27 protein-coding genes, 1 tRNA gene and 1 pseudogene are annotated in these 23,372 nt (G+C 66.2%); 9 read left to right on the top strand and 20 right to left on the bottom strand.

Annotated features, from left to right (window positions below; translation table 11 throughout):
* Positions 1 to 82 precede the first annotated feature (82 nt).
* On the top strand, positions 83 to 1,219 hold the full coding sequence (locus AC23D6_RS03435; RefSeq protein ID WP_487751433.1) for a PilT/PilU family type 4a pilus ATPase: 1,137 nt from the start codon (positions 83 to 85) through the stop codon (positions 1,217 to 1,219).
* 57 nt (positions 1,220 to 1,276) lie between these two features.
* On the opposite strand, the gene maiA is transcribed toward AC23D6_RS03435, so the two are convergent.
* The 6 genes from maiA to rplM form a co-directional block, all read right to left on the bottom strand.
* Positions 1,277 to 1,936, bottom strand: coding sequence for a maleylacetoacetate isomerase (maiA, locus tag AC23D6_RS03430; RefSeq protein WP_487751432.1), 660 nt, complete (start codon positions 1,934 to 1,936; stop codon positions 1,277 to 1,279).
* Between the two features lie 97 nt (positions 1,937 to 2,033).
* Complete coding sequence (locus tag AC23D6_RS03425; protein WP_487751431.1) at positions 2,034 to 3,023, bottom strand: fumarylacetoacetate hydrolase family protein; 990 nt, start codon at positions 3,021 to 3,023, stop codon at positions 2,034 to 2,036.
* Positions 3,024 to 3,086: 63 nt separating this feature from the next.
* The gene (locus AC23D6_RS03420) at positions 3,087 to 3,839 is read right to left on the bottom strand and encodes a 2OG-Fe dioxygenase family protein (protein ID WP_487751430.1); all 753 of its coding nucleotides are present in this window, start codon (positions 3,837 to 3,839) and stop codon (positions 3,087 to 3,089) included.
* Positions 3,840 to 3,901: 62 nt separating this feature from the next.
* Positions 3,902 to 3,976, bottom strand: a tRNA-Gln gene (locus AC23D6_RS03415).
* A 33-nt stretch (positions 3,977 to 4,009) separates the two neighbouring features.
* The gene (gene rpsI / locus AC23D6_RS03410; protein WP_192311116.1) at positions 4,010 to 4,402 is read right to left on the bottom strand and encodes a 30S ribosomal protein S9; all 393 of its coding nucleotides are present in this window, start codon (positions 4,400 to 4,402) and stop codon (positions 4,010 to 4,012) included.
* A 2-nt stretch (positions 4,403 to 4,404) separates the two neighbouring features.
* Positions 4,405 to 4,833 carry a 50S ribosomal protein L13 gene (rplM, locus tag AC23D6_RS03405; protein ID WP_055936916.1) on the bottom strand — a complete coding sequence of 143 codons (429 nt, stop codon included), beginning with the start codon at positions 4,831 to 4,833 and terminating at the stop codon, positions 4,405 to 4,407.
* Between the two features lie 170 nt (positions 4,834 to 5,003).
* Between rplM and coq7 the strand changes: the two genes are divergently transcribed.
* Positions 5,004 to 5,645 carry a 2-polyprenyl-3-methyl-6-methoxy-1,4-benzoquinone monooxygenase gene (gene coq7, locus AC23D6_RS03400; protein ID WP_487751429.1) on the top strand — a complete coding sequence of 214 codons (642 nt, stop codon included), beginning with the start codon at positions 5,004 to 5,006 and terminating at the stop codon, positions 5,643 to 5,645.
* 153 nt (positions 5,646 to 5,798) lie between these two features.
* On the opposite strand, the gene sugE is transcribed toward coq7, so the two are convergent.
* Both sugE and speD read right to left on the bottom strand, forming a co-directional pair.
* Positions 5,799 to 6,113: a quaternary ammonium compound efflux SMR transporter SugE gene (sugE, locus tag AC23D6_RS03395; protein WP_487751428.1), complete on the bottom strand. Its 315-nt coding sequence runs from the start codon at positions 6,111 to 6,113 to the stop codon at positions 5,799 to 5,801.
* Positions 6,114 to 6,294: 181 nt separating this feature from the next.
* The gene (gene speD, locus AC23D6_RS03390) at positions 6,295 to 7,089 is read right to left on the bottom strand and encodes an adenosylmethionine decarboxylase (protein ID WP_056879496.1); all 795 of its coding nucleotides are present in this window, start codon (positions 7,087 to 7,089) and stop codon (positions 6,295 to 6,297) included.
* A gap of 185 nt (positions 7,090 to 7,274) precedes the next feature.
* Here speD and crp point away from each other — a divergent pair, with 185 nt between their 5' ends.
* Both crp and AC23D6_RS03380 read left to right on the top strand, forming a co-directional pair.
* Entirely contained in the window at positions 7,275 to 7,961 is a 687-nt protein-coding gene (crp, locus tag AC23D6_RS03385; RefSeq protein ID WP_487751427.1) for a cAMP-activated global transcriptional regulator CRP, read from the top strand.
* A gap of 82 nt (positions 7,962 to 8,043) precedes the next feature.
* Entirely contained in the window at positions 8,044 to 8,457 is a 414-nt protein-coding gene (locus tag AC23D6_RS03380) for a GNAT family N-acetyltransferase (protein WP_487751426.1), read from the top strand.
* Positions 8,458 to 8,717: 260 nt separating this feature from the next.
* On the opposite strand, the gene AC23D6_RS03375 is transcribed toward AC23D6_RS03380, so the two are convergent.
* Positions 8,718 to 9,848: a peptidoglycan-binding protein gene (locus tag AC23D6_RS03375; protein WP_487751425.1), complete on the bottom strand. Its 1,131-nt coding sequence runs from the start codon at positions 9,846 to 9,848 to the stop codon at positions 8,718 to 8,720.
* Positions 9,849 to 9,982: 134 nt separating this feature from the next.
* Here AC23D6_RS03375 and AC23D6_RS03370 point away from each other — a divergent pair.
* Together AC23D6_RS03370 and AC23D6_RS03365 are read left to right on the top strand one after the other, a co-directional pair.
* Positions 9,983 to 11,227, top strand: a pseudogene (locus tag AC23D6_RS03370) (type IV secretory system conjugative DNA transfer family protein); the annotation flags it as partial.
* A gap of 78 nt (positions 11,228 to 11,305) precedes the next feature.
* A complete protein-coding gene (locus AC23D6_RS03365) occupies positions 11,306 to 11,680 on the top strand; it encodes a zf-TFIIB domain-containing protein (protein WP_487751424.1) in 375 nt (124 codons plus the stop codon).
* A 12-nt stretch (positions 11,681 to 11,692) separates the two neighbouring features.
* On the opposite strand, the gene AC23D6_RS03360 is transcribed toward AC23D6_RS03365, so the two are convergent.
* The 10 genes from AC23D6_RS03360 to AC23D6_RS03315 form a co-directional block, all read right to left on the bottom strand.
* A complete protein-coding gene (locus AC23D6_RS03360; protein ID WP_487751423.1) occupies positions 11,693 to 12,415 on the bottom strand; it encodes an HAD-IB family phosphatase in 723 nt (240 codons plus the stop codon).
* Positions 12,412 to 13,206 carry an indole-3-glycerol phosphate synthase TrpC gene (gene trpC / locus AC23D6_RS03355; protein ID WP_487751422.1) on the bottom strand — a complete coding sequence of 265 codons (795 nt, stop codon included), beginning with the start codon at positions 13,204 to 13,206 and terminating at the stop codon, positions 12,412 to 12,414. The genes AC23D6_RS03360 and trpC overlap by 4 nt, the downstream gene beginning before the upstream one ends.
* Before the next feature lie 47 nt (positions 13,207 to 13,253).
* Positions 13,254 to 13,613 (bottom strand): antibiotic biosynthesis monooxygenase family protein, encoded by a 360-nt coding sequence (locus tag AC23D6_RS03350; RefSeq protein ID WP_487751421.1) that lies wholly within the window; start codon positions 13,611 to 13,613, stop codon positions 13,254 to 13,256.
* Position 13,614: 1 nt separating this feature from the next.
* Positions 13,615 to 14,658 carry an anthranilate phosphoribosyltransferase gene (gene trpD / locus AC23D6_RS03345; RefSeq protein ID WP_487751420.1) on the bottom strand — a complete coding sequence of 348 codons (1,044 nt, stop codon included), beginning with the start codon at positions 14,656 to 14,658 and terminating at the stop codon, positions 13,615 to 13,617.
* Positions 14,659 to 14,748: 90 nt separating this feature from the next.
* Positions 14,749 to 15,327, bottom strand: coding sequence for an anthranilate synthase component II (locus tag AC23D6_RS03340; RefSeq protein ID WP_487751419.1), 579 nt, complete (start codon positions 15,325 to 15,327; stop codon positions 14,749 to 14,751).
* Between the two features lie 3 nt (positions 15,328 to 15,330).
* A complete protein-coding gene (locus AC23D6_RS03335; RefSeq protein ID WP_487751418.1) occupies positions 15,331 to 16,422 on the bottom strand; it encodes a threonine aldolase family protein in 1,092 nt (363 codons plus the stop codon).
* Entirely contained in the window at positions 16,422 to 17,909 is a 1,488-nt protein-coding gene (trpE, locus tag AC23D6_RS03330) for an anthranilate synthase component I (RefSeq protein ID WP_487751417.1), read from the bottom strand. Before trpE ends, AC23D6_RS03335 begins: the two co-directional genes overlap by 1 nt.
* 155 nt (positions 17,910 to 18,064) lie before the next feature.
* Positions 18,065 to 18,991: a lipid kinase YegS gene (gene yegS / locus AC23D6_RS03325; RefSeq protein WP_487751416.1), complete on the bottom strand. Its 927-nt coding sequence runs from the start codon at positions 18,989 to 18,991 to the stop codon at positions 18,065 to 18,067.
* Positions 18,992 to 19,310: 319 nt separating this feature from the next.
* The gene (rpe, locus tag AC23D6_RS03320; protein ID WP_487751415.1) at positions 19,311 to 19,985 is read right to left on the bottom strand and encodes a ribulose-phosphate 3-epimerase; all 675 of its coding nucleotides are present in this window, start codon (positions 19,983 to 19,985) and stop codon (positions 19,311 to 19,313) included.
* Positions 19,986 to 19,993: 8 nt separating this feature from the next.
* On the bottom strand, positions 19,994 to 20,323 hold the full coding sequence (locus AC23D6_RS03315) for a J domain-containing protein (protein ID WP_487751414.1): 330 nt from the start codon (positions 20,321 to 20,323) through the stop codon (positions 19,994 to 19,996).
* 198 nt (positions 20,324 to 20,521) lie between these two features.
* Between AC23D6_RS03315 and AC23D6_RS03310 the strand changes: the two genes are divergently transcribed.
* From AC23D6_RS03310 to AC23D6_RS03300, 3 genes are all read left to right on the top strand, one after another.
* Positions 20,522 to 21,448 carry a phosphoribosylaminoimidazolesuccinocarboxamide synthase gene (locus AC23D6_RS03310; protein ID WP_487751413.1) on the top strand — a complete coding sequence of 309 codons (927 nt, stop codon included), beginning with the start codon at positions 20,522 to 20,524 and terminating at the stop codon, positions 21,446 to 21,448.
* Positions 21,449 to 21,543: 95 nt separating this feature from the next.
* Entirely contained in the window at positions 21,544 to 21,876 is a 333-nt protein-coding gene (locus AC23D6_RS03305) for an SMR family transporter (protein WP_487751412.1), read from the top strand.
* A gap of 87 nt (positions 21,877 to 21,963) precedes the next feature.
* On the top strand, positions 21,964 to 22,443 hold the full coding sequence (locus tag AC23D6_RS03300; protein ID WP_487751411.1) for an Mpo1 family 2-hydroxy fatty acid dioxygenase: 480 nt from the start codon (positions 21,964 to 21,966) through the stop codon (positions 22,441 to 22,443).
* 66 nt (positions 22,444 to 22,509) lie between these two features.
* Here AC23D6_RS03300 and AC23D6_RS03295 read toward each other — a convergent pair whose 3' ends face one another.
* Complete coding sequence (locus AC23D6_RS03295) at positions 22,510 to 23,367, bottom strand: SDR family oxidoreductase (RefSeq protein ID WP_487751410.1); 858 nt, start codon at positions 23,365 to 23,367, stop codon at positions 22,510 to 22,512.
* Between the last annotated feature and the right edge of the window lie 5 nt (positions 23,368 to 23,372).

The raw sequence follows: 23,372 nt of genomic DNA, 5'->3' as shown, positions 1-23,372 counted from the left end.
CGTTGAGGGGTGCGCGCGGCCATTGTCTGTAGCCTTCGGCGCCGTTGCAACGTGGTGCCGCGCATCGTGGGGAGCTTTGCACATGGACATCGGCTATTTCCTGAAGCTGATGACCGAGAAGAACGCCTCGGACATGTTCCTAACGACCGGGGCGCCGGTCTACATCAAGATCGAGGGCAAGCTGTACCCCTTGGGCAACACCGGCCTGCCGCCCGGCATGGTCAAGAAGATCGCGTACTCCCTGATGGACGAGGGTCAGGTGCCCGTGTTCGAGCGCGAGCTTGAGCTGAACATGGCGATCGCCTTGCAGGACGCCGGGCGCTTCCGCGTCAACGTGTTCAAGCAACGCGGCGAGGTGGGCATGGTCATCCGCGCCATCCGCAGCGTGATCCCCAGCATCGAGGAACTCAATCTCCCGCCGGTGCTGAAGGACATCATCATGACGCCGCGCGGCCTGGTGCTGATCGTCGGATCCACCGGCTCGGGCAAGTCGACCTCGCTGGCCTCGATGATCGACTACCGCAACACGACCAGTACCGGCCACATCCTCACCATCGAGGATCCGATCGAGTACCTGCACCGGCACAAGCAGTCCATCGTCAACCAGCGCGAAGTCGGCCTCGATACGCACGCCTTCCACAATGCGCTGAAGAACGCGATGCGTGAGGCGCCGGACGTCATCCTGATCGGCGAAATCCTGGACGCCACCACGATGGAGGCGGCCATCGCCTTCGCCGAAACCGGCCACCTCTGCCTGGCCACCCTGCACTCGAACAACGCCGACCAGACCATCGAGCGCATCCTCAACTTCTTCCCTGAAAGCGCGCACAAGAACGTGCTGATGAACTTGGCGCTGAACCTGCGCGCGGTGGTCTCGCAACGCCTGGTGAAGGGCATCGACGGCCGCCGCCTGCCTGCCGCCGAGGTACTGATCAATACGCCGATGATCCGCGACCTGCTGCGCCGCGGGCAGGTGCATGAAATCAAGGCCGCCATGGAGGAGTCGCTGGAGGAAGGCATGGAGACCTTCGACCAGTGCCTGTTCCGCATGGTGAAGGAAGGCCAGATCGAACAGGAAGAGGCGCTGCGTGCGGCTGATTCGCGCGATGGCTTGGCGTTGAAATTCCGCTTGTCCGAAGGCAGCAAGGGTGAGCACGACCCCTACGCCGACTACGACAGCGGCAGCAGTTCGCCGCGCATCACCCACGGCTTCGGCTGAGCCCGGCAGTACATCGCGATATGCACGGCAAGGGCAGCGGACGCTGCCCTTCTCGTTTCAGGCGTTGGCGTCGGGCTGGTTCTCGGGACGTGCGCGGTCGAAGGCGGGCAAGGCCAGGCACGCCTCCTCGATGCGCAGGATCGTCGGGAAGGCGGCAAGGTCCACGCCGAAGCGCCGTGCGTTGAAGACCTGCGGCACCAGGCAGCAGTCGGCGAGGCCCGGCGTCTGTCCGTGGCAGTAAGGGCCGGTGGCCGCGTCTTCGGCGAGCAGCGATTCCATCGCGGTGAAGCCTTCCACGATCCAGTGCTTGATCCAGTCGTCGCGCTCGGCCTGGGGCACATTCCACGTATGCTCGAAATACTGGAGCACGCGCAGGTTGTTCAGTGGATGGATGTCGCACGCCACCACCTGCGCCAGCGCCCGCACGCGGGCGCGGTCGCGCGCCGTCATCGGCAACAGGCGCGGTGAGGGCCACGCCTCATCGAGGTATTCGAGGATGGCCAATGATTGGCGGATCACCCGGACCCCATGCTGCAGCGTCGGTACGAGCTGCTGGGGATTCTTGGCGATGTATTCGGGGGCGTGCTGCTGGCCGCCGTCGCGAACCAGGTGCACGGGTACGGTCTCGTATGTCAGGCCCTTCAGGTTCAGGCCGATACGCACGCGATAGGCGGCGCTGGAGCGCCAGTAGGAATACAGCTTCAGTTGCTCAGCCATGCAAGCCGCTCCCCGCGGTTTGCGCCTTCATGTCCCCGGAATCCACGTCCGTATCCACCCTGCTCCCTTGAACAGCCACACTGGGCCGGGCGCGTGCTCAAGGCAAGGGCTGGGCTTCGATCCGTTGTTCGATCGCACCAAAAATGGAACGGCCGTCACGGTCCTTCATTTCGATGTGGACCACGTCGCCGAAGCTCATGAACGGCGTACTGGGCTTGCCGTCGCGCAGCGTCTCAACCGTGCGCTTTTCGGCGAAGCACGAGGCGCCCTTGGACGTGTCTTCGTTAGCGATGGTGCCCGAGCCGACGATGGTGCCGGCCGACAGCGGGCGCGTCTTGGCCGCATGGGCGACCAGCTGCGCGAAATCGAATTGCATGTCGACGCCGGCCTCGGGCGCGCCGAACCAGGCACCGTTGATGTGGGTCACCAACGGCAGGTGCACCTTGTTGCCCTCCCACGCGGCGTCCAGCTCGTCCGGGGTCACGAACACCGGCGACAGCGCCGAGCGCGGCTTGGACTGCAGGAAGCCGAATCCCTTCGCCAGTTCGCCCGGGATCAGGTTGCGCAGCGAAACGTCGTTGACCAGACCGATCAGCTGGATGTGGCCAGCGGCCTGCGCCGGCGTCACGGCCATCGGCACGTCGTCGGTGATCACGACGAGCTCCGCTTCCAGATCGATGCCATAGTCCTCGCTGACCACCTTGACCGGATCGCGCGGCCCCAGGAAGCCGGCACTGGTCGCCTGGTACATCAGCGGATCGGTGTAGAAGCTGGTCGGCACTTCGGCATTGCGCGCGCGGCGCACGCGCTCCACGTGCGGCAGGTAGGCGCTGCCGTCGACGAACTCGTAGGCGCGCGGCAGCGGCGCGGCGAGCGCCTGCAGATCGATATCGAAAACGCCCTCGGCGCTGCCGGCGTTCAGAGCCTCGTACAAGGCGTTGAGACGGGGTGCGGTGTTGCTCCAATCCTCGAGCGCGCGCTGCAGCGTCGGCGCAATGTCGGTGGCGCGCACGCCGCGAGCCAAATCACGCGACACGACGATCAGGGTGCCGTCACGACCGCCTTCCTTCAGGGAACCCAGCTTCATCGGAACTCCAGATGCCGGCGCCCACGCGCCATGGTTTCAATTGTAACGAAATGCGTGCGCTCGTCAGCCCGTCACCGGGTCGCCCTGGAAACCGTCCTTGCGGAAGGTGAGTACCAGCGTATCGCGATGGCCCTGCCCGTCCAGCGGCTGGATCGGGGTGGATTCGTGGATGACCCGCTCGTCGTCCAGGAACAGCAGCGACCAGGGTGCCTCCAGCGTGAACCGTTGGCCATCCGGTCCGGCGGCGGCGAACACCCGGGTCTCGCCTCCCTTGATGCCCTGACGGCCCAGCAACAGCACCGCAACGAAGTCCACGCCATCACGATGCGCGCCCTCGGGCGTAGGCCGACCGATGCCGTCGGTGGTGTCGATGCGGAACTGGTGCGCTTCGACATACCAGGGACGCTCGCCCTTCAGTGTCGAACACCATCGCCCCAGTCCTTTCAGGAGCTGTCGCCACGCAGGAGCGTCGGCCACGTGCGGCTCGATCGGCTCGAACCAGCGCTGCATGCCGCCGTGCAGGGCGTTGTAGTCCAACGACTGCCAATGCGCCCGGTGAGGCACCGGCTGCACGCGTTCGGGGCCGACGACGAAACAGGAGTGCCGACGCCGCCGGTAGCGTCCGCCATCCTTGAGGTAACCGTCCACTTCCAACCGCTCCCAGCTGGGCGACAGTGCATCGAGCGCCTCCAGGTCCACACCGACCGCGTCGGCCATGGCCCTGGGTTCGAGCACGGCGTAACCGCGTTCCTGCATGCGGCGCACGGCCTCGTCGGCGGGACAGAACGGCGGTTGGAACATCGCGACCATCGGCATGAGCCCTCAACGCAAAAACCCGCCAGGGGCGGGCTTTTGCGGATGTCCAGTGGACCTCAAGTTGGCAGCCCCGGATGGATTCGAACCACCGAATGCCTGAGTCAGAGTCAGGTGCCTTACCGCTTGGCGACGGGGCTGTGTAACCAGTGACGCGTAGTGTAGCGCGTCTGTTAGCGCTTGGAGAACTGGGTGGCGCGACGCGCCTTGTGCAGACCGACCTTCTTACGCTCGACTTCGCGGGCGTCGCGGGTCATGAAGCCTGCCTTGCGCAGTTCCGACTTCAGGGTTTCATCGTACTCCACCAGCGCGCGGGCGATGCCCAGGCGGATGGCGCCGGCTTGGCCGGTGATGCCGCCACCGGTGGTGGTCACGGTGATGTCGAAGTTTTCGGTGTTCTTGGTCAGCTCCAGCGGCTGGCGCACGATCATGCGGCCGGTCTCGCGACCGAAGAACTCGTCCAGCGGACGACCATTGACCGTGATGTTGCCGGAACCCTTGCGCAGGAACACGCGGGCGGTGGAGGACTTGCGACGGCCGGTGCCGTAGTTCTGAGTGATAGCCATGATTAGATGTCCAGGACCTGCGGCTGCTGAGCGGCGTGCGGATGATTCGGGCCGGCGTAGACCTTGAGCTTGCGATACATGTCGCGGCCCAGCGGACCCTTCGGCAGCATGCCCTTCACGGCGGTCTCGATGACGCGCTCCGGATGGCGCTCCAGCGCCTGCGCCAGCGTCTCGGTCTTCAGGTTGCCGATGTAGCCGGTGAAGCGGTGGTACTTCTTGTCGGCCAGCTTGTTGCCGGTGACGTGGATCTTCTCGGCATTGATCACGACGAGGTAGTCGCCGGTATCAACGTGAGGGGTATAGACGGGCTTGTGCTTTCCGCGGAGGCGACGGGCCAGCTCGGTGGACAGGCGACCCAGGGTCTTGCCTGCTGCGTCGACGACGTACCAGTCACGCTGGACGGTCTCGGACTTGGCGGTAAAGGTGCTCATGTAACTCTCGTGTGTCTGGTCGGGCGGATTCCGCGGTTTCCCGGGCGGAACTTTGCCACGCGTTGTGAAGGGTGAAACGGAAGAGGCGGGATTGTAAGGGGCTGGGCGGGTTCGCGCAACCCGGCGGCCGGGGCCGAGACGGCGGGCCGGCCAGCCGGCACAATGGGCGCATGAGCACGCGGAACCTTTCCCCCCTAGACCGCTGGCTGGTGGAAGCCCAGCGCGGCCTGGATACCGTCTTCGGCAGTCCGCCCGCCCAGCGGCCGAATCCCGCGGGCGATACCCCGGACGTGGCCCTGGACGACGCCGAGCAGCGCCATGCCGCCGGCCTCATGCGGATCAATCACGTGGGCGAGGTCTGCGCCCAGGGCCTGTACTTCGGCCAGGCCGCCGTCGCCCGCGACCCGGAGACGCGAGCGCACCTACTGGACGCGGCCCAGGAAGAGACCGACCACCTGGCCTGGTGCGCCGATCGCCTGCGTGAACTCGACAGCCGACCCAGCTTCTTCAATCCTCTCTGGTATGCCGGCAGCTATACGCTGGGCGCGCTTGCCGGCCTGCGGGGCGATCGCTGGAGCCTGGGATTCGTGGTGGAAACCGAGCACCAGGTCGAGGCGCATCTGGACGAACATCTGGAATCCCTGCCGCCCGCCGACCTGCGCAGCCGCGAGATCCTGAGGGTGATGAAGTCCGACGAGGCGCGCCATGCCGAGCACGCCGAGCACGCCGGAGCCAAAGTTCTACCCCCACCAATCCCGACCCTGATGGCCGGAGCTTCGAAGCTGATGAAGACGGTCGCCTACCGGCTGTGATCCGTAGAGCGGAGCTTGCTCCGCCGCTTTGCGCGGGGTCTGGCTCACCGCACCGTGCGGAGCTGAGCAAGCTCGGCTCGACCTGCGGGATGCCCTGGAAACCAGGGGCGGTGATGGACTCATGCGGTCATGCGGTCGTGCGCAGAGCGCACGCTACGAGGCCAGCTTCAGCCCGATGATGCCGGCCACGATCAGCCCAATGCAGACCAGCCGCGCGGCCGTCGCCGGCTCTTCGAACAGCCACATGCCGACGCAGGCCGTGCCGACGGCACCGATACCTACCCAGATCGCGTAACCCGTTCCCAATGGGATGTGCTTCAGTGCGGCCGCCAGCAGCCAAAAGCTGGCGGCCGCAGCCACCGCCGTGACGACGCTGGGCACAAGACGCGTGAAGCCTTCGGAATACTTCAGACCCACCGCCCACACCACCTCCAGCACGCCCGCCATCACCAGATAGACCCACGCCATACGCCTTCTCCTCAGGGTTTTATGCCCGGGCCATAAAGCGAATCGGCCCGGAACTCACGTTCCGGACCGCCGTCGGTCCTGGTGCGCGGCTCGCGCCGCGGGCGGGTCGTCCCGCCTGTTGTAGGGGCAGACTAGCGCGGGCCACCCGAACCGGATGTAACCCGCGCCCGCCGACCACCCATCATTCTGACAGGTTGCGCCCGTGGTACAGCTCTTCGATCTCCCGCTTCAGGCGCGCCTCGATCTTCATGCGCTCCTTGAACGAGAGGTTTTTGGCCTTCTCCTCGAACAGGTAGTTGTCGAGGTCGAACTCCTTCAGGTGCATCTTCGTGTGGAAGATGTTTTCCTGGTAGACGTTCACGTCGAGCATCTCGTAACGCGACTTGATGTTCTTGGCCAGGAAGTCCTGGATCGAATTGATCTTGTGGTCGATGTAGTGCTTCTTGCCCTTCACGTCACGGGTGAAGCCGCGCACCCGGTAATCCATGATGACGATGTCGGATTCCAGGCTCTCGATCAGGTAGTTCAGCGCCTTCAGCGGCGAGATCACGCCGCAGGTCGCCACGTCGATGTCCGCGCGGAACGTCGCGATGCCGTTGTCCGGATGGGTTTCCGGGTACGTGTGCACCGTGATGTGCGACTTGTCCATGTGGGCCACCACCGCGTCGGAGATGATCTCCTTGCCCGCATCCTTCTTGTCGATCACCGGCTCTTCGGAAATGAGGATGGTCACCGACGCGCCCTGCGGGTCGTAGTCCTGGCGGGCCACGTTCAGGATGTTGGCACCGATGATCTCCGCCACATCCGTCAGGATCTGGGTCAGGCGGTCGGCGTTGTATTCCTCATCGATGTACTCGATGTACCGGCGGCGCTCGTCTTCGGACGAGGCATAGCACACGTCGTAGATGTTGAAGCTCAGCGCCTTGGTGAGGTTGTTGAAGCCTTGCAGCCGCAGGCGAGGCAGGGGTTTTACCACGGCGGTGGTCCCTCGTAGGGGGTATCGGATGGGGGGCGAATTATGCGCCATAAGGGGTGACAGCGAAATGTCCGCGGCCGCCCGTCGGCCAGCCGCCGCCGGACTGGCCCAGCCCTTGCATGGCCTGCGTTTGCCGTCGGCTACGTATTCGGACTAAGCTTCCGGAATTACAAGCCGCGACCACCATGAGCCCAGGCATCCCCCTTTCAGCCCCCGCTCGCCCCGCCGCCAGCCCCCTGACGCCGGACAACGCCACGCTTGAGCGTTTCCTGGCGCACAGCCACCGGCGACGCTATCCGGCCCGCGCCGACGTCTTCCGCCCGGGCGACCCGGCCGGCACCTTGTATTACGTGGTCAGCGGCTCGGTCAGCATCATCACCGAGGAAGACGACGACCGCGAACTGGTCCTCGGCTACTTCGGCAGCGGCGAATTCGTCGGCGAGATGGGCTTGTTCATCGAGTCCGACCGCCGGGAAGTGATCCTGCGGACCAGGACCCAGTGCGAACTGGCCGAGATCAGCTACGAGCGCCTGCACCAGTTGTTCCTGGGCACGCTCTCCGCGGACGCCCCCAAATTGCTCTACGCCATCGGTGCCCAGCTGTCCCGGCGCCTGCTGGACACCAGCCGCAAGGCCAGCCGCCTGGCGTTCCTGGACGTAACCGACCGCATCGTCCGCACCCTGCACGACCTCGCCCGCGAACCGGAGGCCATGAGCCATCCGCAAGGCACCCAACTGCGCGTTTCCCGTCAGGAGCTCGCCCGTCTGGTCGGTTGCTCGCGCGAGATGGCCGGTCGCGTGCTGAAGAAGCTGCAGGCCGATGGTGCCCTGCACGCACGCGGCAAGACCGTCGTCCTGTACGGCACCCGCTGAGGCACCCTTGGGTCGTGCCGGTCCACCTTTGCGACCGGCCGCAACGCCCGATACCCACCCATCCCTCGACATCCGTCCCGTCATGCCGGGGGACGCGGATGATGTCGCGCGTCTCTTGGCGGAGTTGGGCTACCCCTGCTCCACGCGCGAGGCGGCCGAGCGCATCCATGCCGTCGACCTCGATCGCCAGCAGGTGCTGCTGCTCGCCCGTCGCGACGGCGTTACCTGCGGCCTCCTCGGCCTGCACTTTCTCTACTACGTGCCGCTGGGCGCCCTGATCTGCCGCATCACCGCGTTAGTGGTCGCAACCGAAGCACGCGGCTGCGGTGCCGGACGCCAACTGATCGAGGAAGCCCACCGCCGAGCGCGCCGTGCGGACTGCGTTCGCCTTGAACTGACCACCGCCCTCCATCGCACGGAGGCCCATGCGTTCTATCGTGCGTGCGGATTCACCGAGAGCTCGCTGCGCTTCTCCCGCGCGCTCGGCGGAGCCTGATCGGCCGCAAGGGATCCTTGGAAAAACGATACCGGATCCCCCGCCAACGGGAGCCCGCGGATAGCGTTTGGCAGCCAGTTCTCTGATTTCTCCTCAGCCGTACGGCACCTATCGAGCGCGTCATGTCGACGGCGGCGGGCGTCCTCACGCGGACGATCAGCCGTGCCAGATCGGCCGCGCATGGCGCTTTGAGCTTTGATGTCCGGCGCCACGCACCGGCTCGCGGGCCAGTCGGGCCGGCCCGCGCCCCCGGCCGTCGCTTAGCGGGAAGGACCCGTCTGATCCCGTTGCTGCGTAATCTGCAGGTCCGCCACGCCCTGTTCCTTCTGCCAGTTCTGGCCCGAGGGGGTCTTCAGATAGTCGTCCATTGCCTGACACAGGGCGCGATCGTCGCCGCCATGCGACGCAGCGAACATGCGATCCACAAACGCGCGCTGCGATGCGGCCTCCGCAGGCATGGCATCGCGCACGGAGCTCGCCATCGCCTCACGCGACCGGTGGCCGTACTCACCATCGACTTTCAACCCGCGATCCGCCTGGAACGCGCGCAATGCATGTTCGGTCTGTGGGCCGAACTTGCCGCTCGATGTCTCCAGAGGCCGGCCGTCGGCACCGCGGTAGCCCAACTGGTTCAGCTGCTGCTGGAGCTCACGCACCGCCGCGCCCGAAGCCCCATCGCGCAGCACCTCCGGCGATGCGGATCGCGCGGGCGCCGCCGCGTCCCGGTGGGTGCCGCGCAAATACGGCAGCGGATCGACTTGCCGACCATCGCGCCACATCTCGAAATGCAGGTGTGTGTCGCCCTGCGCCGGCGTATTGCCGGTCCTGCCCATGGTGCCGATCTGCTGGCCGGCTTCGACGCGCTGCCCATTGCGCACGCTGAAGGCGTCGAGATGGAAGCACTTGGTCAGCGTGCCGTCGTCATGCCGCACGTGCACGGTATTGCCGGCTGCCTCGTTGTTCGGACGTACCACCACGGTACCTCCCGCAACGGCCACGACCGGATCGCCGACGCTGCCCTCGATGTCGATGCCGCCATGGCGCCGCCCACCGCTGCGTGGCGTACCGAACTCACCCCGGCCCTCGCGCGGCTTGTCGGCCTGGTTGATGTCATGGTTGCCCGGGGTCGGCCAAGCCAATCCGCCCTCGCGTTGCCGTACTTCAGCGGCGGGGGCACGATTGCGATCCTGCTCTGGCAGCGCAAGCTGCTGCGCGATCGCCTCGCGCGTACGCGCGTCAGCGTTGCCGGTGGCTTCAAGCTGGTTCGCCGCCTGGAACGCACGCACGGCTTCCTGCGTCCTGCCTCCGTAGATGCCCGAACGCGTCTCCAGTTCCGCACCCTGGCCGTCGCGGAAGCCCAGCTGGTTCAATGAGGTTTGCAGTGCGCGCACCTCCTCGCCGCGTTCGCCACGCTGCAGCACACCATCCGCCAGCGGCGACGTGCGCCCGCGGGCTGCCGCATCCGGCTGGCTCGCCTGGATGCCGCGGTCCGGAATGCTGATGGCGGCGTACTTGGTATTCCAGTACTCGCTCCGGCAAGGGCGTCGGCATCGTGATTCCCAACCTTCTCGACTATCGCGAATCCGCGGTGGTGCTCGATATCAAGCAGGAAAACTTCGACCTGACGTCCGGCTGGCGGCAATCGATCGGCCACGAGGTCTATCTGTTCAATCCTTTCGCGGAAGATCGCCGGACCCACCGCTGGAACCCGATGACCTATGTTTCGAATGATCCCGCGTTCCGGGTGTCGGACCTGCAGAGCATCGCCGCGATGCTTTATCCCGATGGCGACGACAAGGACAAGTTCTGGGTCAGCCAGGCCCGCAATGCGTTCCTGGCGTTCTCGCTCTACGTCTTCGAGCGGCACGAGCACGATCGCGCGACCGAGAAGCCTACGCTTGGCGCCATCCTGCGTCTGGCATCGGGAGATGGCGGCGAGCTGAAGCCCTACCTGCAGAAGCTTCTGGAGGCGCCCTTTCCTGGTGCACAGACACGCACGGCATTCTCCGGTCTGCTGTCCCAGGCCGATGTAACCTTCGCATCGATCATCGGCTCGTTCCGCGAGCCACTGAATCCCTGGCTCAACCCGGTGCTCGATGCCGCCACCAGCGGCGACGACTTCCGGCTCGACGATGTGCGGCGCCGGCGCATGACGATCTATGTCGGCATCCAGCCCAACAAGCTGGCGGAGAGCCGACTGATCGTGAACCTGTTCTTCAGCCAGCTGATCAACGTCAACACCAAGACGCTGCCGCAGAATGATGCGTCGCTCAAGCACCAGTGCCTGCTGCTGATGGACGAGTTCACCTCGATCGGTCGCGTGGACATCATTTCCAAGGCCGTCGCCTACATGGCCGGTTACAACCTGCGGCTGCTGCCCATCATCCAGTCGATGGCACAGCTGGATGCGGTCTATGGCAAGGAGCTCTCGCGCACCATCATCACCAACCATGCCTTGCAGATCATCTATGCACCGCGTGAGCAGCAGGACGCCAACGACTACTCCGAGATGCTGGGCTACACGACGATCCGGCGGCGGGCCCGCACGCGGTCGCATGGGCAGGGGCGGAATGTCTCCGACAACGAGGTGCTGGAGAAGCGGGCGCTGATGCTGCCCCAGGAGCTGAAGGCAATGGGGCCCAAGAAGGAAATCATCCTCTACGAGGGCCTCGCGCACCCGATCCTATGCCGCAAGATCCGCTACTTCGAGGACGGATACTTCACCAAACGGCTGCTGCCCAAGGCGCCCGTCGAGCCGCTGAGGGTATAGCACGCCGCGCCTCGGCCAATCGCGGCATCCGGGTTAGAATCCGCCGGAACAGCCTCTGCCGGGGGCGGGAGTCCTACCATGCAGTGCCCGAAATGTCATAGCGCGATGGAGCTGATCGTCGAACCGGAAGCTAGCGCGCATCGCTGCACGCGCTGCAAGGGACTGTGGTTCGAGATGATGGCGCACGAGACCCTCAAGCATCGCGCCGAAGAGATCGATACCGGCGACCCCGCCCAGGGCGAGGAATGCAACAAGGTGGACCGCATCAAGTGCCCGGTATGTATCGGCAACCGGGATCTGGTCCGCATGGTCGATCCGCAGCAACCCCATATCTGGTTCGAAAGCTGCAAGAACTGCTACGGGCGCTTCTACGATGCGGGCGAATACCAGGACTTCGCGGAGATCGGATTCGCCGACCTGATCAAGGACTGGAACGCGCCCGAGCGCCTCTGATACGACGCGCGGCTAGGAGATCGCCGTCCCGCCCCGTTCCCTGCAGCCCCAGTTGAGGATGGGCGTACCGGGCGGCAGCACGCGTTTGAACATGTCCACGCGGCTGGGCTTCGGATTGACCACCACCGGCGCCCGCGCGGCCTTCAGCAACGGCAGATCCGCGCTGCTGTCCGAGTAAGCCACGGCGATCTCGCCGTAGCCGCGCTCGCGCAGCATCCGCATCTTTTCTTCGTTGTGACAATGGCGCGTGGCCACCACTGCGCCCAGCCGCGGCCCCACCGCGGTACCGATCACCGGCACGTCCTCGTGGGCGACGAAACTGAGGATGGCGCGCGCCAGCTCGGGCGGCGCGCCCGTGGCGACGACGACACGGTCGCCGGTCGCACGATGTTCGCGGAAGACCTCCAGCGCCTGCGGCAGCAGACGCTGCTGCACCTCATCGCGATGCGAGTCCACGTACTGGTCGATCAGGGCGTCGAAGCTCCGGCGCCCATGCAGGCCGAACGTGCCGATCCAGATGTACCCGGAAATCCCGCGCCGACGCGTGGGCAGGAACGCCACCATGGGGCCGAGGACGACCGACGCGGCGATCGCCACCGCGGCCCTCAGCGGGTTGCGCTTGATCAACCAGCTGACCAGGTGCCCACCGGAGTCGCCGTCGTACAGCGTGTGGTCGAAATCGAAGACCACGACCGGGGCATCCGCGCGCGGCACGGGATAAGGCGCGTCCGTCATGCTGCGAAGAATAGCTGACGCAGCGCCTCGCCGGGTTCTTCCGCGCGCATGAAGGTCTCGCCGACCAGGAAGGCGTTCACGCCGGCATCGCGCATCTTCGCCACGTCATCCGGCACCAGGATGCCGCTTTCGGTCACCAGCAGGCGGTCCTTAGGTACCGCATCCTTCATCGCCAGCGTCGTCTCCAGGGTGACGTCGAACGTGCGCAGGTTACGGTTGTTGATGCCGACCAGCGGCACCGGCACCGGCAGCGCACGCTCAAGCTCGTCGATATCGTGCACTTCCACCAGCACGTCCATGCCCAGCTGCATCGCCAGGCCGGACAGGTCGACCAGCTGGCCGTCATCCAGCGCCGCCACGATCAGCAGGATGCAGTCGGCACCCAGCACGCGCGCCTCGTACACCTGGTACGGATCGACGGTGAAGTCCTTGCGCAGCACCGGCAACGTGCAGGCATCGCGCGCCTGGCGCAGGTAGTCGTCGGCGCCCTGGAAGAAATCGACATCCGTCAGCACCGACAGGCAAGCCGCGCCGCCGAACTCGTAACTGACCGCGATGTCGGCAGGCCGGAAGTCCGGGCGGATCACGCCCTTGGACGGGCTGGCCTTCTTCACTTCGGCGATCACCGCCGGTTCGCCCTGCGCGATCATTGCGTTAAGCGCGTCGGCGAAGCCGCGCGTCGGCGGCGCATCGTCAGCGCGTGCGCGCAGGTCGGCCAGCGGCACGCGGGCGCTGCGCTCGGCGATCTCGTCCGCCTTGCGGGCGAGGATGGTGGTCAGGATGTCGCTCATGCAGTCCTCAGGCGGGTACCCGCCTGTGCGGGACCCGTATTTTCGCACTATCCGCGCCGTCCGGCGGCCTCGCGATCCCAGCCATAGGCTCGCTCGACCTTGGCGACCCGCAGTTCGAAGTGGTCGTACCAGTCCCGTCGGCCCTGCTCGCGCGCCGCCGTGTGTTCGGCATGCTGGCGCCAGGCGAGGATGGCCGCCTCGCTCTCCCAGTAGGCCACGGTGATGCCGAAGCCGTCGGCGCCGCGGGTCGACTCCACGCCGAGGAAGCCGGGCTGCTGCTGGGCCAGTTCGACCATGCGGTCGGCCATGGCGCCGTAGCCGGCATCGTCCTGGCCGTTGCGCAGCGATGAGAAGATCACCGCGTAGTACGGGGGTTTGGGCAGACTGGCGAATCCGCTGGCGGCCACGTCAGTGCGTTCCCTGTTTTCCCAGGGACTGGGTGGTGGCGACGAAGTGCTGCAGCCGTTCCAGGGCCTTGCCGCTGGCAATCGCTTCGCGCGAGGCGGCGATGCCGGCTTCGATGCTGTCGGCCACGCCGGCCACGTAGAGCGCCGCGCCGGCGTTGAGCACGACGATCTCGCGCGCCGGGCCGGGCCGATTGTCCAGCACACCCAGCAGCATCGCCTTCGACTCGGTGGCATCACCCACACGCAGGTTGCGGCTGGCGGCCATCGCGATGCCGAAATCCTCCGGATGCAATTCGTACTCGCGCACCTGGCCGTCGCGCAGTTCGCCGACCAATGTCCCGGCGCCGAGCGAAAGTTCGTCCATGCCGTCGCGACCCCAGACCACCAGCGCGCGTTCGGCGCCCAGTTCCTGCAGCACGCGCGCCTGGATGCCGACGAGGTCGGGATGGAACACGCCCATCAGGATGCTGGGCGCACCGGCAGGGTTCGTCAGCGGCCCGAGGATGTTGAAGATGGTGCGCACGCCCATCTCGCGTCGCACTGGGGCGACGACCTTCATCGCGGGGTGGTGGACGGGCGCGAACATGAAGCCGATCCCCGACTGCGCAATGGATTGCGATACCTGTTCTGGCTGCAGTTCGATGTTCACGCCGAGCGCTTCCAGCACGTCGGCGCTACCCGACTTGGACGACACGCTGCGGTTGCCGTGCTTGGCGATTTTCGCGCCCGCCGCGGCCGCGACGAACATCGAACAGGTCGAGATGTTGAACGTATGCGATCCGTCGCCGCCCGTGCCTACGATGTCGACCAGATGCGTGCGATCCGCCACGTCCACGGTGCGCGAGAACTCGCGCATCACGGTGGCGGCACCGGCGATCTCGCCAACGGTCTCCTTCTTGACGCGCAGGCCGGTGAGGATGGCGGCCGTCATCGTCGGCGACACGTCGCCGCGCATGACCTGGCGCATCAGGTCGACCATCTCGTCGTGGAAGATCTCGCGATGCTCGATCGTTCGCTGCAGGGCTTCTTGAGGGGTCAGTGGCATAAGCAATTCCCGTGGGAGCGACGTGAGTCGCGACTTCAATTCCGCGGTTCCAGTGTTCGCGACTGACGTCGCTCCCACAAACGCAGGCCCTTATCGTTCGAGGAAGTTCTTCAGCAACGCATGGCCGTGCTCGGTGAGGATCGACTCGGGGTGGAACTGCACGCCTTCGACGGGGAACTCGCGGTGGCGCAGCCCCATGATCTCCTCGAAGCTGCCATCCTCGTTCTCGGTCCACGCTGTGACGTTCAGCACCTCCGGCAAGCTGCTGCGCTCGACCACCAACGAGTGGTAGCGCGTCGCCTCGTAGGCATCCGGCAATCCCGCGAACACGCCCCTGCCCTCATGGCGAATGCGCGACGTCTTGCCATGCATGATGCGGCCGGCGCGGATGACGTTGCCGCCGTAGGCCTGGCCGATGCTCTGGTGCCCCAGGCACACGCCCAGGATCGGCGTGTTCGCGCCGAGCCGCTCGATGATCTCCAACGAGACCCCGGCCTCGTTCGGCGTGCACGGGCCGGGCGAGATCACGATGCGCTCGGGGGCGAGCTTGGCGATCTCGTCCACCGTCATCGCATCGTTGCGCACCACCTTCACCTCGGCCCCCAGCGACTGCAGGTACTGCACGAGGTTGTAGGTGAAGCTGTCGTAGTTGTCGATCATCAACAGCATCGCTCAGGCTCCTTGTGCCTGCGAGGCGGCCGTCGCGGCACGATCCTCGTTGTAAAGCGCGGAAAAGGTCGCGGCGAACGCTTCGATGTCGGATTCCGGCGTCGCCCATGACGTCATCAGCCGGATCACTGTGCGGCCATGGTCGCGTCGTTCCCAGGTCTCGAATTCCACGTACTGTTGAAGGCGCTCGACCATCGCGTTCGGCAATATCGGGAACACCTGATTGCTGGGCGAATCGACCGCCAGCGGCACACCGGCCTGCTGCAGGATCTCCCGCAACCGGGCCGCCATGGCATTCGCATGCGTCGCGAGGACGAAATAGAGGCCGTCCTCGAACAGGGCTTCGAACTGCGCGCCGACCACCATGCCCTTGGCCAGCATCGCACCGCGCTGCTTGATGATGTGGCGGAAGTCGGTGCGCAGCACGGGATTCACGATCACCAGTGCTTCGCCCAGCAGGGCGCCGTTCTTGGTGCCGCCGATGTAGAGGGCGTCGGCCTCGGCCGACAGCAGCGCCAGGTCCACGTCGTTGCCAGCAGTGGTCAGCGCGGAGGCGAGACGCGCGCCATCCACATAAAGCAGCAGGTCGCGGCTTCGGCAGAACGCGCCCAGTGCCTGCAGTTCCGCGGCGCTGTAGACGGTGCCCCACTCGGTCGTGTTAGAAATGTAGACCAGCCGCGGCTTCACCATGTGCTCGCTGCTGTGGCCATCCAAGCATGGCCGGATCAGCGCCGGACTCAGCTTGCCGTCCGGCGTGGCGACCGTCAGCACCTTGTGGCCGCTGGCTTCGATGGCGCCGGTCTCGTGGGTGGCGATGTGGCCGCTGGCCGGCGCGATCGCGGCTTCGTGTGGGCGCAGGAACGCCGCCAGCGCCACGAGGTTGGTCTGCGTGCCGCCGGCCAGGAAATGCACATCGGCGTCGCGGGCGAGCCGGCCACGTATCAGCGCGGCGGCGCGGACGCTATGGACGTCCAGGCCGTAGCCACGATTGACCTCCGCACTCGCCACGGCCAGCGCCTGCAGCAGGCGCGGATGCGCGCCCTCGCTGTAGTCATTGCGAAGGTTGATCTTCGCGTTGTCGGTGGCGATCTCCATCACAGGCCCTTCGCCGCTTCCGCGACCGCGCGGAACAGCGCGCGGCCTTTGTTCATCGTCTCGTCCCACTCTTTCTCGGGGTCGGAGTCGTAGACGATGCCGGCGCCGGCCTGTACGTGCAGGCGGCCGTCCTTGATGACGGCGGTGCGGATGGCGATGGCGGTGTCGGCGTCGCCGTGCCAGCCGATGTAGCCGATACTGCCGGCGTAAACATTGCGCTTGATCGGTTCCAGTTCGCGGATCACTTCCAGCGCACGGATCTTCGGCGCGCCGCTGACCGTACCGGCGGGGAACGTCGCCCGCAACACGTCGGCGTAGCTCAGGCCCGGCAACAGCTTGCCGGTCACTTCGCTGACGATGTGCATGACGTGGCTGTAGCGCTCGATGACGAACTGCTCGCCCACCTGCACGGTGCCGGCTTCCGATACGCGGCCGGTGTCGTTGCGGCCGAGGTCGATCAGCATCAGGTGCTCGGCGCGCTCCTTGGGATCGGCCAGCAGCTCGGCTTCCAGCGCGACGTCCTCGTCATGCGTCTTGCCACGCGGACGGGTGCCGGCGATGGGACGCACGGTGACTTCGCCTTTCTCCAAGCGCACGAGAATCTCGGGCGAAGAGCCGACGACCTGCACGTCGCCGACGTCGAGGAAATACATGTAAGGCGACGGATTCAGCGCGCGCAACGCACGGTACACGTCCACTGGCCGCGCATTGAACGGCACGCTCAGGCGCTGGCTCAACACCACCTGGAAGATGTCGCCGGCGCGAATGTATTCCTTGGACCGCTCCACCGCCGCGATGAAGCCGTCGTGGGTGAAGCCGGAAACGAAGTGGCTTTCGTCCAGCACGTCGCGGGTGATCGGCGTGGGATACGAGCCGGGCTGGCGCAGCTTGGCGGTCAACGCATCCAGACGGGACTGTGCTGCTTCCCATGCGCCGGCCTCGCGCGGATCGGCATGCACGATCAGGTACAGGCGGCCCTTGAGATTGTCGAAGACGGCCACTTCTTCCGACAACATCAGCAGGATGTCGGGCGTCCCGAGTTCGTCTTGCTTCTCGCCACTCGCCAGGCGCGGCTCGATGTAGCCGATGCACTCGAAGCCGAACCAGCCGACCAGGCCTCCGGTGAACCCGGGCAGGCCCGGCAGACGCGGCACCGAATACGCGGCGCGCAGCGCCTCGACTTCGGCGAACGGATCATCGACCTCGCGCGCCTCGACCAACTGGCCGTGATCGCGGATTTCCAGGCGATGGCCATGGAAGGTGGCCACGCGCCGTACCGGCAGGCCGATGATGGAGTAGCGGCCGAAACGCTCGCCACCTTCCACCGATTCGAACAGGTAGGTGTGCGGCGCATCGGCGAGTTTCAGGTAGACCGAAAGCGGCGTATCCAGGTCGGACAGCACTTCACGGACAACGGGAACACGATTGTAGGAGCCGAGGGTGTGGCCTTCAGCAGCGAACTGCTGGAACTGGTCGTGCGAGATCAAGCGGGCTTTCCTTCCGGGACGCGTGGGCGGGACGGGCGACGGCTACGGGCCACCATCGCCAGCAACGGCGTGCGGAAAGTTTGGAAAGCGGGCGCGTGGGGTGGGACACACCCCTACTCTACCCGATGGTCGACCCCACCGGCCAGCCGGGCCGATCACGCCCGCAGGGGACACGCCGCGGGCAGGTGCATGCGGACGCGGCGCGGCACGCAGTCCACGCGGAACCGCCGCGACTGCACGGGTTCGCCATCCAGGTTGAGCGTGAAGGGCGCATCGGCCGTCAACTCGACCCACGCCAATCGGGCGCGCACGGCAACCCGGTCCAGCGCGGCATGCTTGCCGTCCTTGACCAGCGTGCCCACGGTCGCCGCGACCTCGCCCGAGAGCTCCGGGACGATGGTCAGATCGAGCAGGCCGTCGTCGATCCGGGCATCCGGACACAGCGCCTGCCCGCCCCCCGCCTGCCGTCCGTTGCCGAGGCCCAGTGCGATGAAATCGCCGTCCCAGGCGAAAGATTCGCCGCGCATGCGGGCACGGATCGGTTCGATGCGACCGAGCCGGGCGATGCCGGTGATCAGGTAGGCCAGGCCGCCGAGCATCTTCTTGAGCCCCTCATCCGTCTCCACCGTCACCTCGGTGCCGAAGCCGCCGCTGGCCAGGTTCGCGCACCAATGGGTGCCGTCGTCGGCGTCGATGCGGAGCAAATCGACCGGTGCGGCAGCCACCTTGTGGATCAGCTGCAACGCCGCCAGCGGCGCATCGGGGATGTCGGCGGCTGTCGCGAAATCATTCGCGGTGCCCATCGGTACCAGGCCGAGCGAGGGCAGCGCATCGGCAGACTCGTCGCGATGCGCCAGCGTGGTGGCCACTTCGCTCAGCGTACCGTCGCCACCGGCCGCGATCACCGTGTCCACGCCATCGGCGATGGCCTCGTCGACATAGCGCTCCGCATCGCCGTCTTCCCACGTGACGCGCACGTCCAGTGCGATGCCGCCCTCGCGCATCGTGCCCACGGCCTCGCGCAGCGCGTCGTCGCCGGCGGATTTTCCATTGAGGATCAGGCGCCAGCGGGGTGAGGGCATGGGGACTTCCTTGGGGGACAGTCGAGAATAGCCGCTCTCCTGTAGGAGCGACGTGAGTCGCGACCGTACGCCGTGAAGAAAGGGAACCTGTCGACCCGACAATCCTGATCCTGCTGATCTACGGTCGCGACTTACGTCGCTCCTACAACAGCGACAGCCGCCGTCATCTTCCCGTCACAGACCATCCGTAGTGTGGAAGGCCATAGCAGGGACGATGGGCGGAGGCAGGATCAGCCTCCAATTCTCCGGGGCGGTGGCGCAAGCCATCGCCTCTTTTAGCTTGTACGGCAAGCGGAGCAAGCTCCGCTCTACGCACCCGTCAGCTGCGCGCGTCGGCCACGGCCTGGCGCATGCGATCGATCACGTCCTTGTAGTCCGGTGCATTGAAGATCGCCGAGCCGGCGACGAAGGCATCCGCGCCGGCCGCCGCGATCTGGCCGATGTTGTCGGCCTTCACGCCACCGTCGATCTCCAGGCGGATGTCCTTGCCGGTCTTGTCGATCATCGCGCGCACAGCACGCAGCTTGTCCAGCGCCGACGGGATGAAGGCCTGGCCGCCGAAGCCCGGATTCACCGACATCAGCAGCACCAGGTCGAGCTCCGGCAACACCCAGTCCAGCACCTCCACCGGCGTGCCCGGGTTGAGTACCAGGCCAGCCTTGCAGCCCAGCGACTTGATCAGCTGGATCGTGCGATGCACGTGCTTCGAGGCTTCCGGGTGGAAGCTGATGATGCTGGCGCCTGCCTCGGCGAAGTCCGGCACGATCCGGTCCACCGGCTCCACCATCAGGTGCACGTCGATCGGTGCCGTGACGCCGTGCTTGCGCAGCGCGCTGCACACCATCGGACCGATGGTCAGGTTGGGCACGTAATGGTTGTCCATCACGTCGAAATGCACCCAGTCGGCGCCGGCCTTTAGCACGTTGTCGACTTCCTCGCCGAGGCGGGCGAAGTCGGCGGACAGGATGGACGGGGCGATGATGCAGTTCGACATGGAGAGGCTCACTTGCGCTTGCGCAGGGTCTTGATGCGGTCGTAGGCGGCGTTGATCTCGCCAGCCTTCTGTTCGGCCTGGCGGCGCAGGTCTTCCGCGGCGCCGGCCATCTTGTCGGGGTGATACTGGGACATCATCCGGCGATAGACCTGGTCGATTTCGGCATCACTGGCGTCGCTGGTCAGGTCGAACACGCGGTACGGGTTGTCGCGACTGAGCTTGAACCAGTCCTCGTCGAAGGCATGGCCGATGATCAGGCCCACCAGGCCGCCCAGCGGATGGCGCATCAGCAGCCAACCGGCCACGAATCCCAGCAGTTTTCCGTACCAGCGCTTCATTCGGTCCGCCTTCTCCGGCAATCGCGCCATTTTACGGCACACACGGGGCCCAAGCGCCGTACACTACGCGGCCCGGTCCGGTACCCGGCCCCGCCACGCGCGGGTAGGCGGCCGCCCCGGGGCACGGGCGCACGGCCTGCCGCACGCCCCCACGACGCTGTATGCCTCGCTGGTTTCCGGACTCCCGAAGGAGTGTTTGTGCCCACGACGTTGCTTCAATCCGATCTGCCCGGCCTCACCCTGCGCCATCGCGGCAAGGTCCGCGATGTGTTCGACCTGCCCCGCGACCGCCTGCCCGCCGATGCGCCGGAGGGCGACCATCTGCTGATGGTGGCCACCGACCGCCTGAGCGCGTTCGACGTGGTGCTGCCCGACCCGATTCCCGGCAAGGGCGAGATGCTCTGCCAGATCTCCAACTTCTGGTTCGCCAAGACGGCGCACCTGATGCCCAACCACCTGACCGGCATCGACGTCGCCTCGGTGCTGCCTTCCGGCGTGGACGCCTCGCTGTACGCAAAACGCGCCGTGGTGACGAAAAAGCTCAAGCCCGTGCCGGTGGAAGCCATCGCACGTGGCTACCTGATCGGCAGTGGCTGGAAGGATTACCAGCGCACCGGCAAGGTCAGCGGCATCGAGTTGCCCGACGGCCTGCGCCAGGCCGAGAAGCTGGCCGAACCGATCTTCACGCCGTCGACCAAGGCCGCCGTCGGCGACCACGACGAGAACATCGACTTCGACGCCATGGTCAAGACCGTCGGCGCCGAACTGGCCGAGCGCGTGCGCGACGCGACCCTGCGCATCTACCGCTTCGCCGCCGATTTCGCCGCCGAACGCGGCATCCTGCTGGCCGACACCAAGTTCGAGTTCGGCACCGACGAAGACGGCCGCCTCTACATCATGGACGAGATGCTGACGCCGGATTCCTCGCGCTACTGGCCCGCCGACCAGTACGAAGTCGGCACCAGCCCGCCCAGCTACGACAAGCAGTTCGTGCGCGACTACCTGGAAACGCTGGACTGGAACAAGACCGCGCCCGGTCCGTCGCTGCCCGCCGAGGTCATCGAGCGCACGCGCGCGAAGTACGCCGAAGCGCTGCAGAAGCTCGCCGGCATCCTCGTCGACTGACCTGCAATCCGGCCCTGCATCGTCCTGATGCGGGGCATGCCGGGATTCAGGGCTTCCTGCAGTAGGCTGGCCATCCCTTCATCGGGTGCCTGCGCATGAACGCCTACGTCTATCTCGCCGTGGCCATCGCGGCCGAGGTCATCGCCACCAGCGCCTTGAAGGCATCCCAGGGCTTCACCCGAGCAGGGCCCTCGCTGGTGGTCGCGGCCGGTTACGGCATCGCGTTCTACTTCCTGTCGCTGACGCTGAAGACCGTGCCCGTCGGCGTGGCGTACGCCATCTGGTCGGGTGCCGGCATCCTGCTGATCGCCCTGATCGGCTGGCTGGTGTTGAAGCAGCCGCTGGACCTGCCGGCGCTGCTGGGCATGGCGCTGATCGTGGCGGGCGTGGCCGTCATCCAGCTGTTTTCCAAGGCTGCCGCCCACTGATCCGAACACGGGTCGCGGTCCCGGCACGGCCTGCCGGGCTGGGGTATGCTCCATACCCTGCCGCATTGCCATCCTCGGGAGGGATGAATGAACGCAACCGCGCAACGTCCGGTAGACCGCTGGTTCGCCAGCTACTCCGGCGACCATGTCAACGAGACCAACCAGCTCATCCACGTGTTCGCCGTGCCGGCGATCCTGTGGACGGTGGTCGCCCTGCTGTGGTGCATCCCGGTATTTGGCACCTGGGTGAAGTCCGGTGCATGGGCCGCGCTGGCGATGTTCGGCGCGTGGATGTACTACTACAAGCTCTCGCGCCCGCTCGGCTTCGGCATGCTGGCGATCTTCATCGCGATGGCCTGGCTGACCCGCTGGCTGGAGAGCCTGCTGGGGCTGCAGAACCTGTTCTTCCTCGCGGTGACCGTGTTCGTGGTGGCGTGGATCGCCCAGTTCATCGGCCACAAGATCGAAGGCAAGAAGCCCAGCTTCCTGACCGACCTCACCTATCTGCTGATCGGCCCGGTGTGGGTGCTCAGCAAGTTCTACCGGAAGATGGGCTGGAAGTACTGAGCAGAGCCGAGCTCGCTCGGCTGATCCTCGATACAGCATCACGAGTGCAGCGGAGCAAGCTCCGCTCTACGAACCTATCGCACGCTTGTCGACGACGAACGCGCGCGGCGCATACCCGAAATCCCGTACCGCAGGCGTCGCATCGAACACCAGATCCTCGCGCATGCGGGCCACGGCATCGTCAGTGAGCCCGCGCATCATGCCTGCCGTGCGGGCAAGCGCCAGCACCACCTTGAACATCGGCATCGGCAGTTCACGCAGCCGCACCGGCGGCGACATTGCGGCCAGTGTGCGCGCCACCATCTCGCGATACGCCAGCGTTTCGCCGCCGGGCAACGCATACGCCCGTCCATGCGTGCCGGGCGCGTCCACCACTGCTATGGCGGCAGCCGCAAGATCATCGACGTGCACGGGCTGGCGCTTCCCCTCCGCGCCACGCGGCAGCACGAAGAAGCCCACGCGTCGCGCCATCGCCGCGATGCGCGCCAGCGTCTGGTCGCGCCCCGCGCCATAGACCAGCGTCGGCCGCAGCAGGGTCGCTGCCGCACCCGTCGCGCTCGCTGTATCGAACACCGTGCGTTCCGCTGACTGCAGCCGGGCGACGATAGCGCGCTCGTACGCATCGCCCGAGGCCTGCTTGGTCTCCAGGCTGGTGGAACCGAAGGCGACCACGCGCGATGCCGCGATCTGTCCGCGCGCATACCACTGCGCGAAGCCGTCCAGCGGCCCGGTGCTGAAGATCACGTCGACCGTTGCCGGCAGATCGTCGATACCGGCGAACTCGCCCCGCAGCCAACGTACGTTCGATGACGACGCGCGCGGTGCACGCGACACCGCGAACACCTGCCAGCCGGCCTTCGACAGTCGCGCCAGCAGCGCTTCACCGATCTGGCCACTGGCGCCGAAGACGAGAGCCGCGCGCATGCGGA

This window comes from Pseudoxanthomonas sp. G3 (assembly GCF_057654715.1).
Note: the sequence above shows the minus strand (reverse complement) of the source record. Positions and strands in the feature narration are given on the sequence as shown.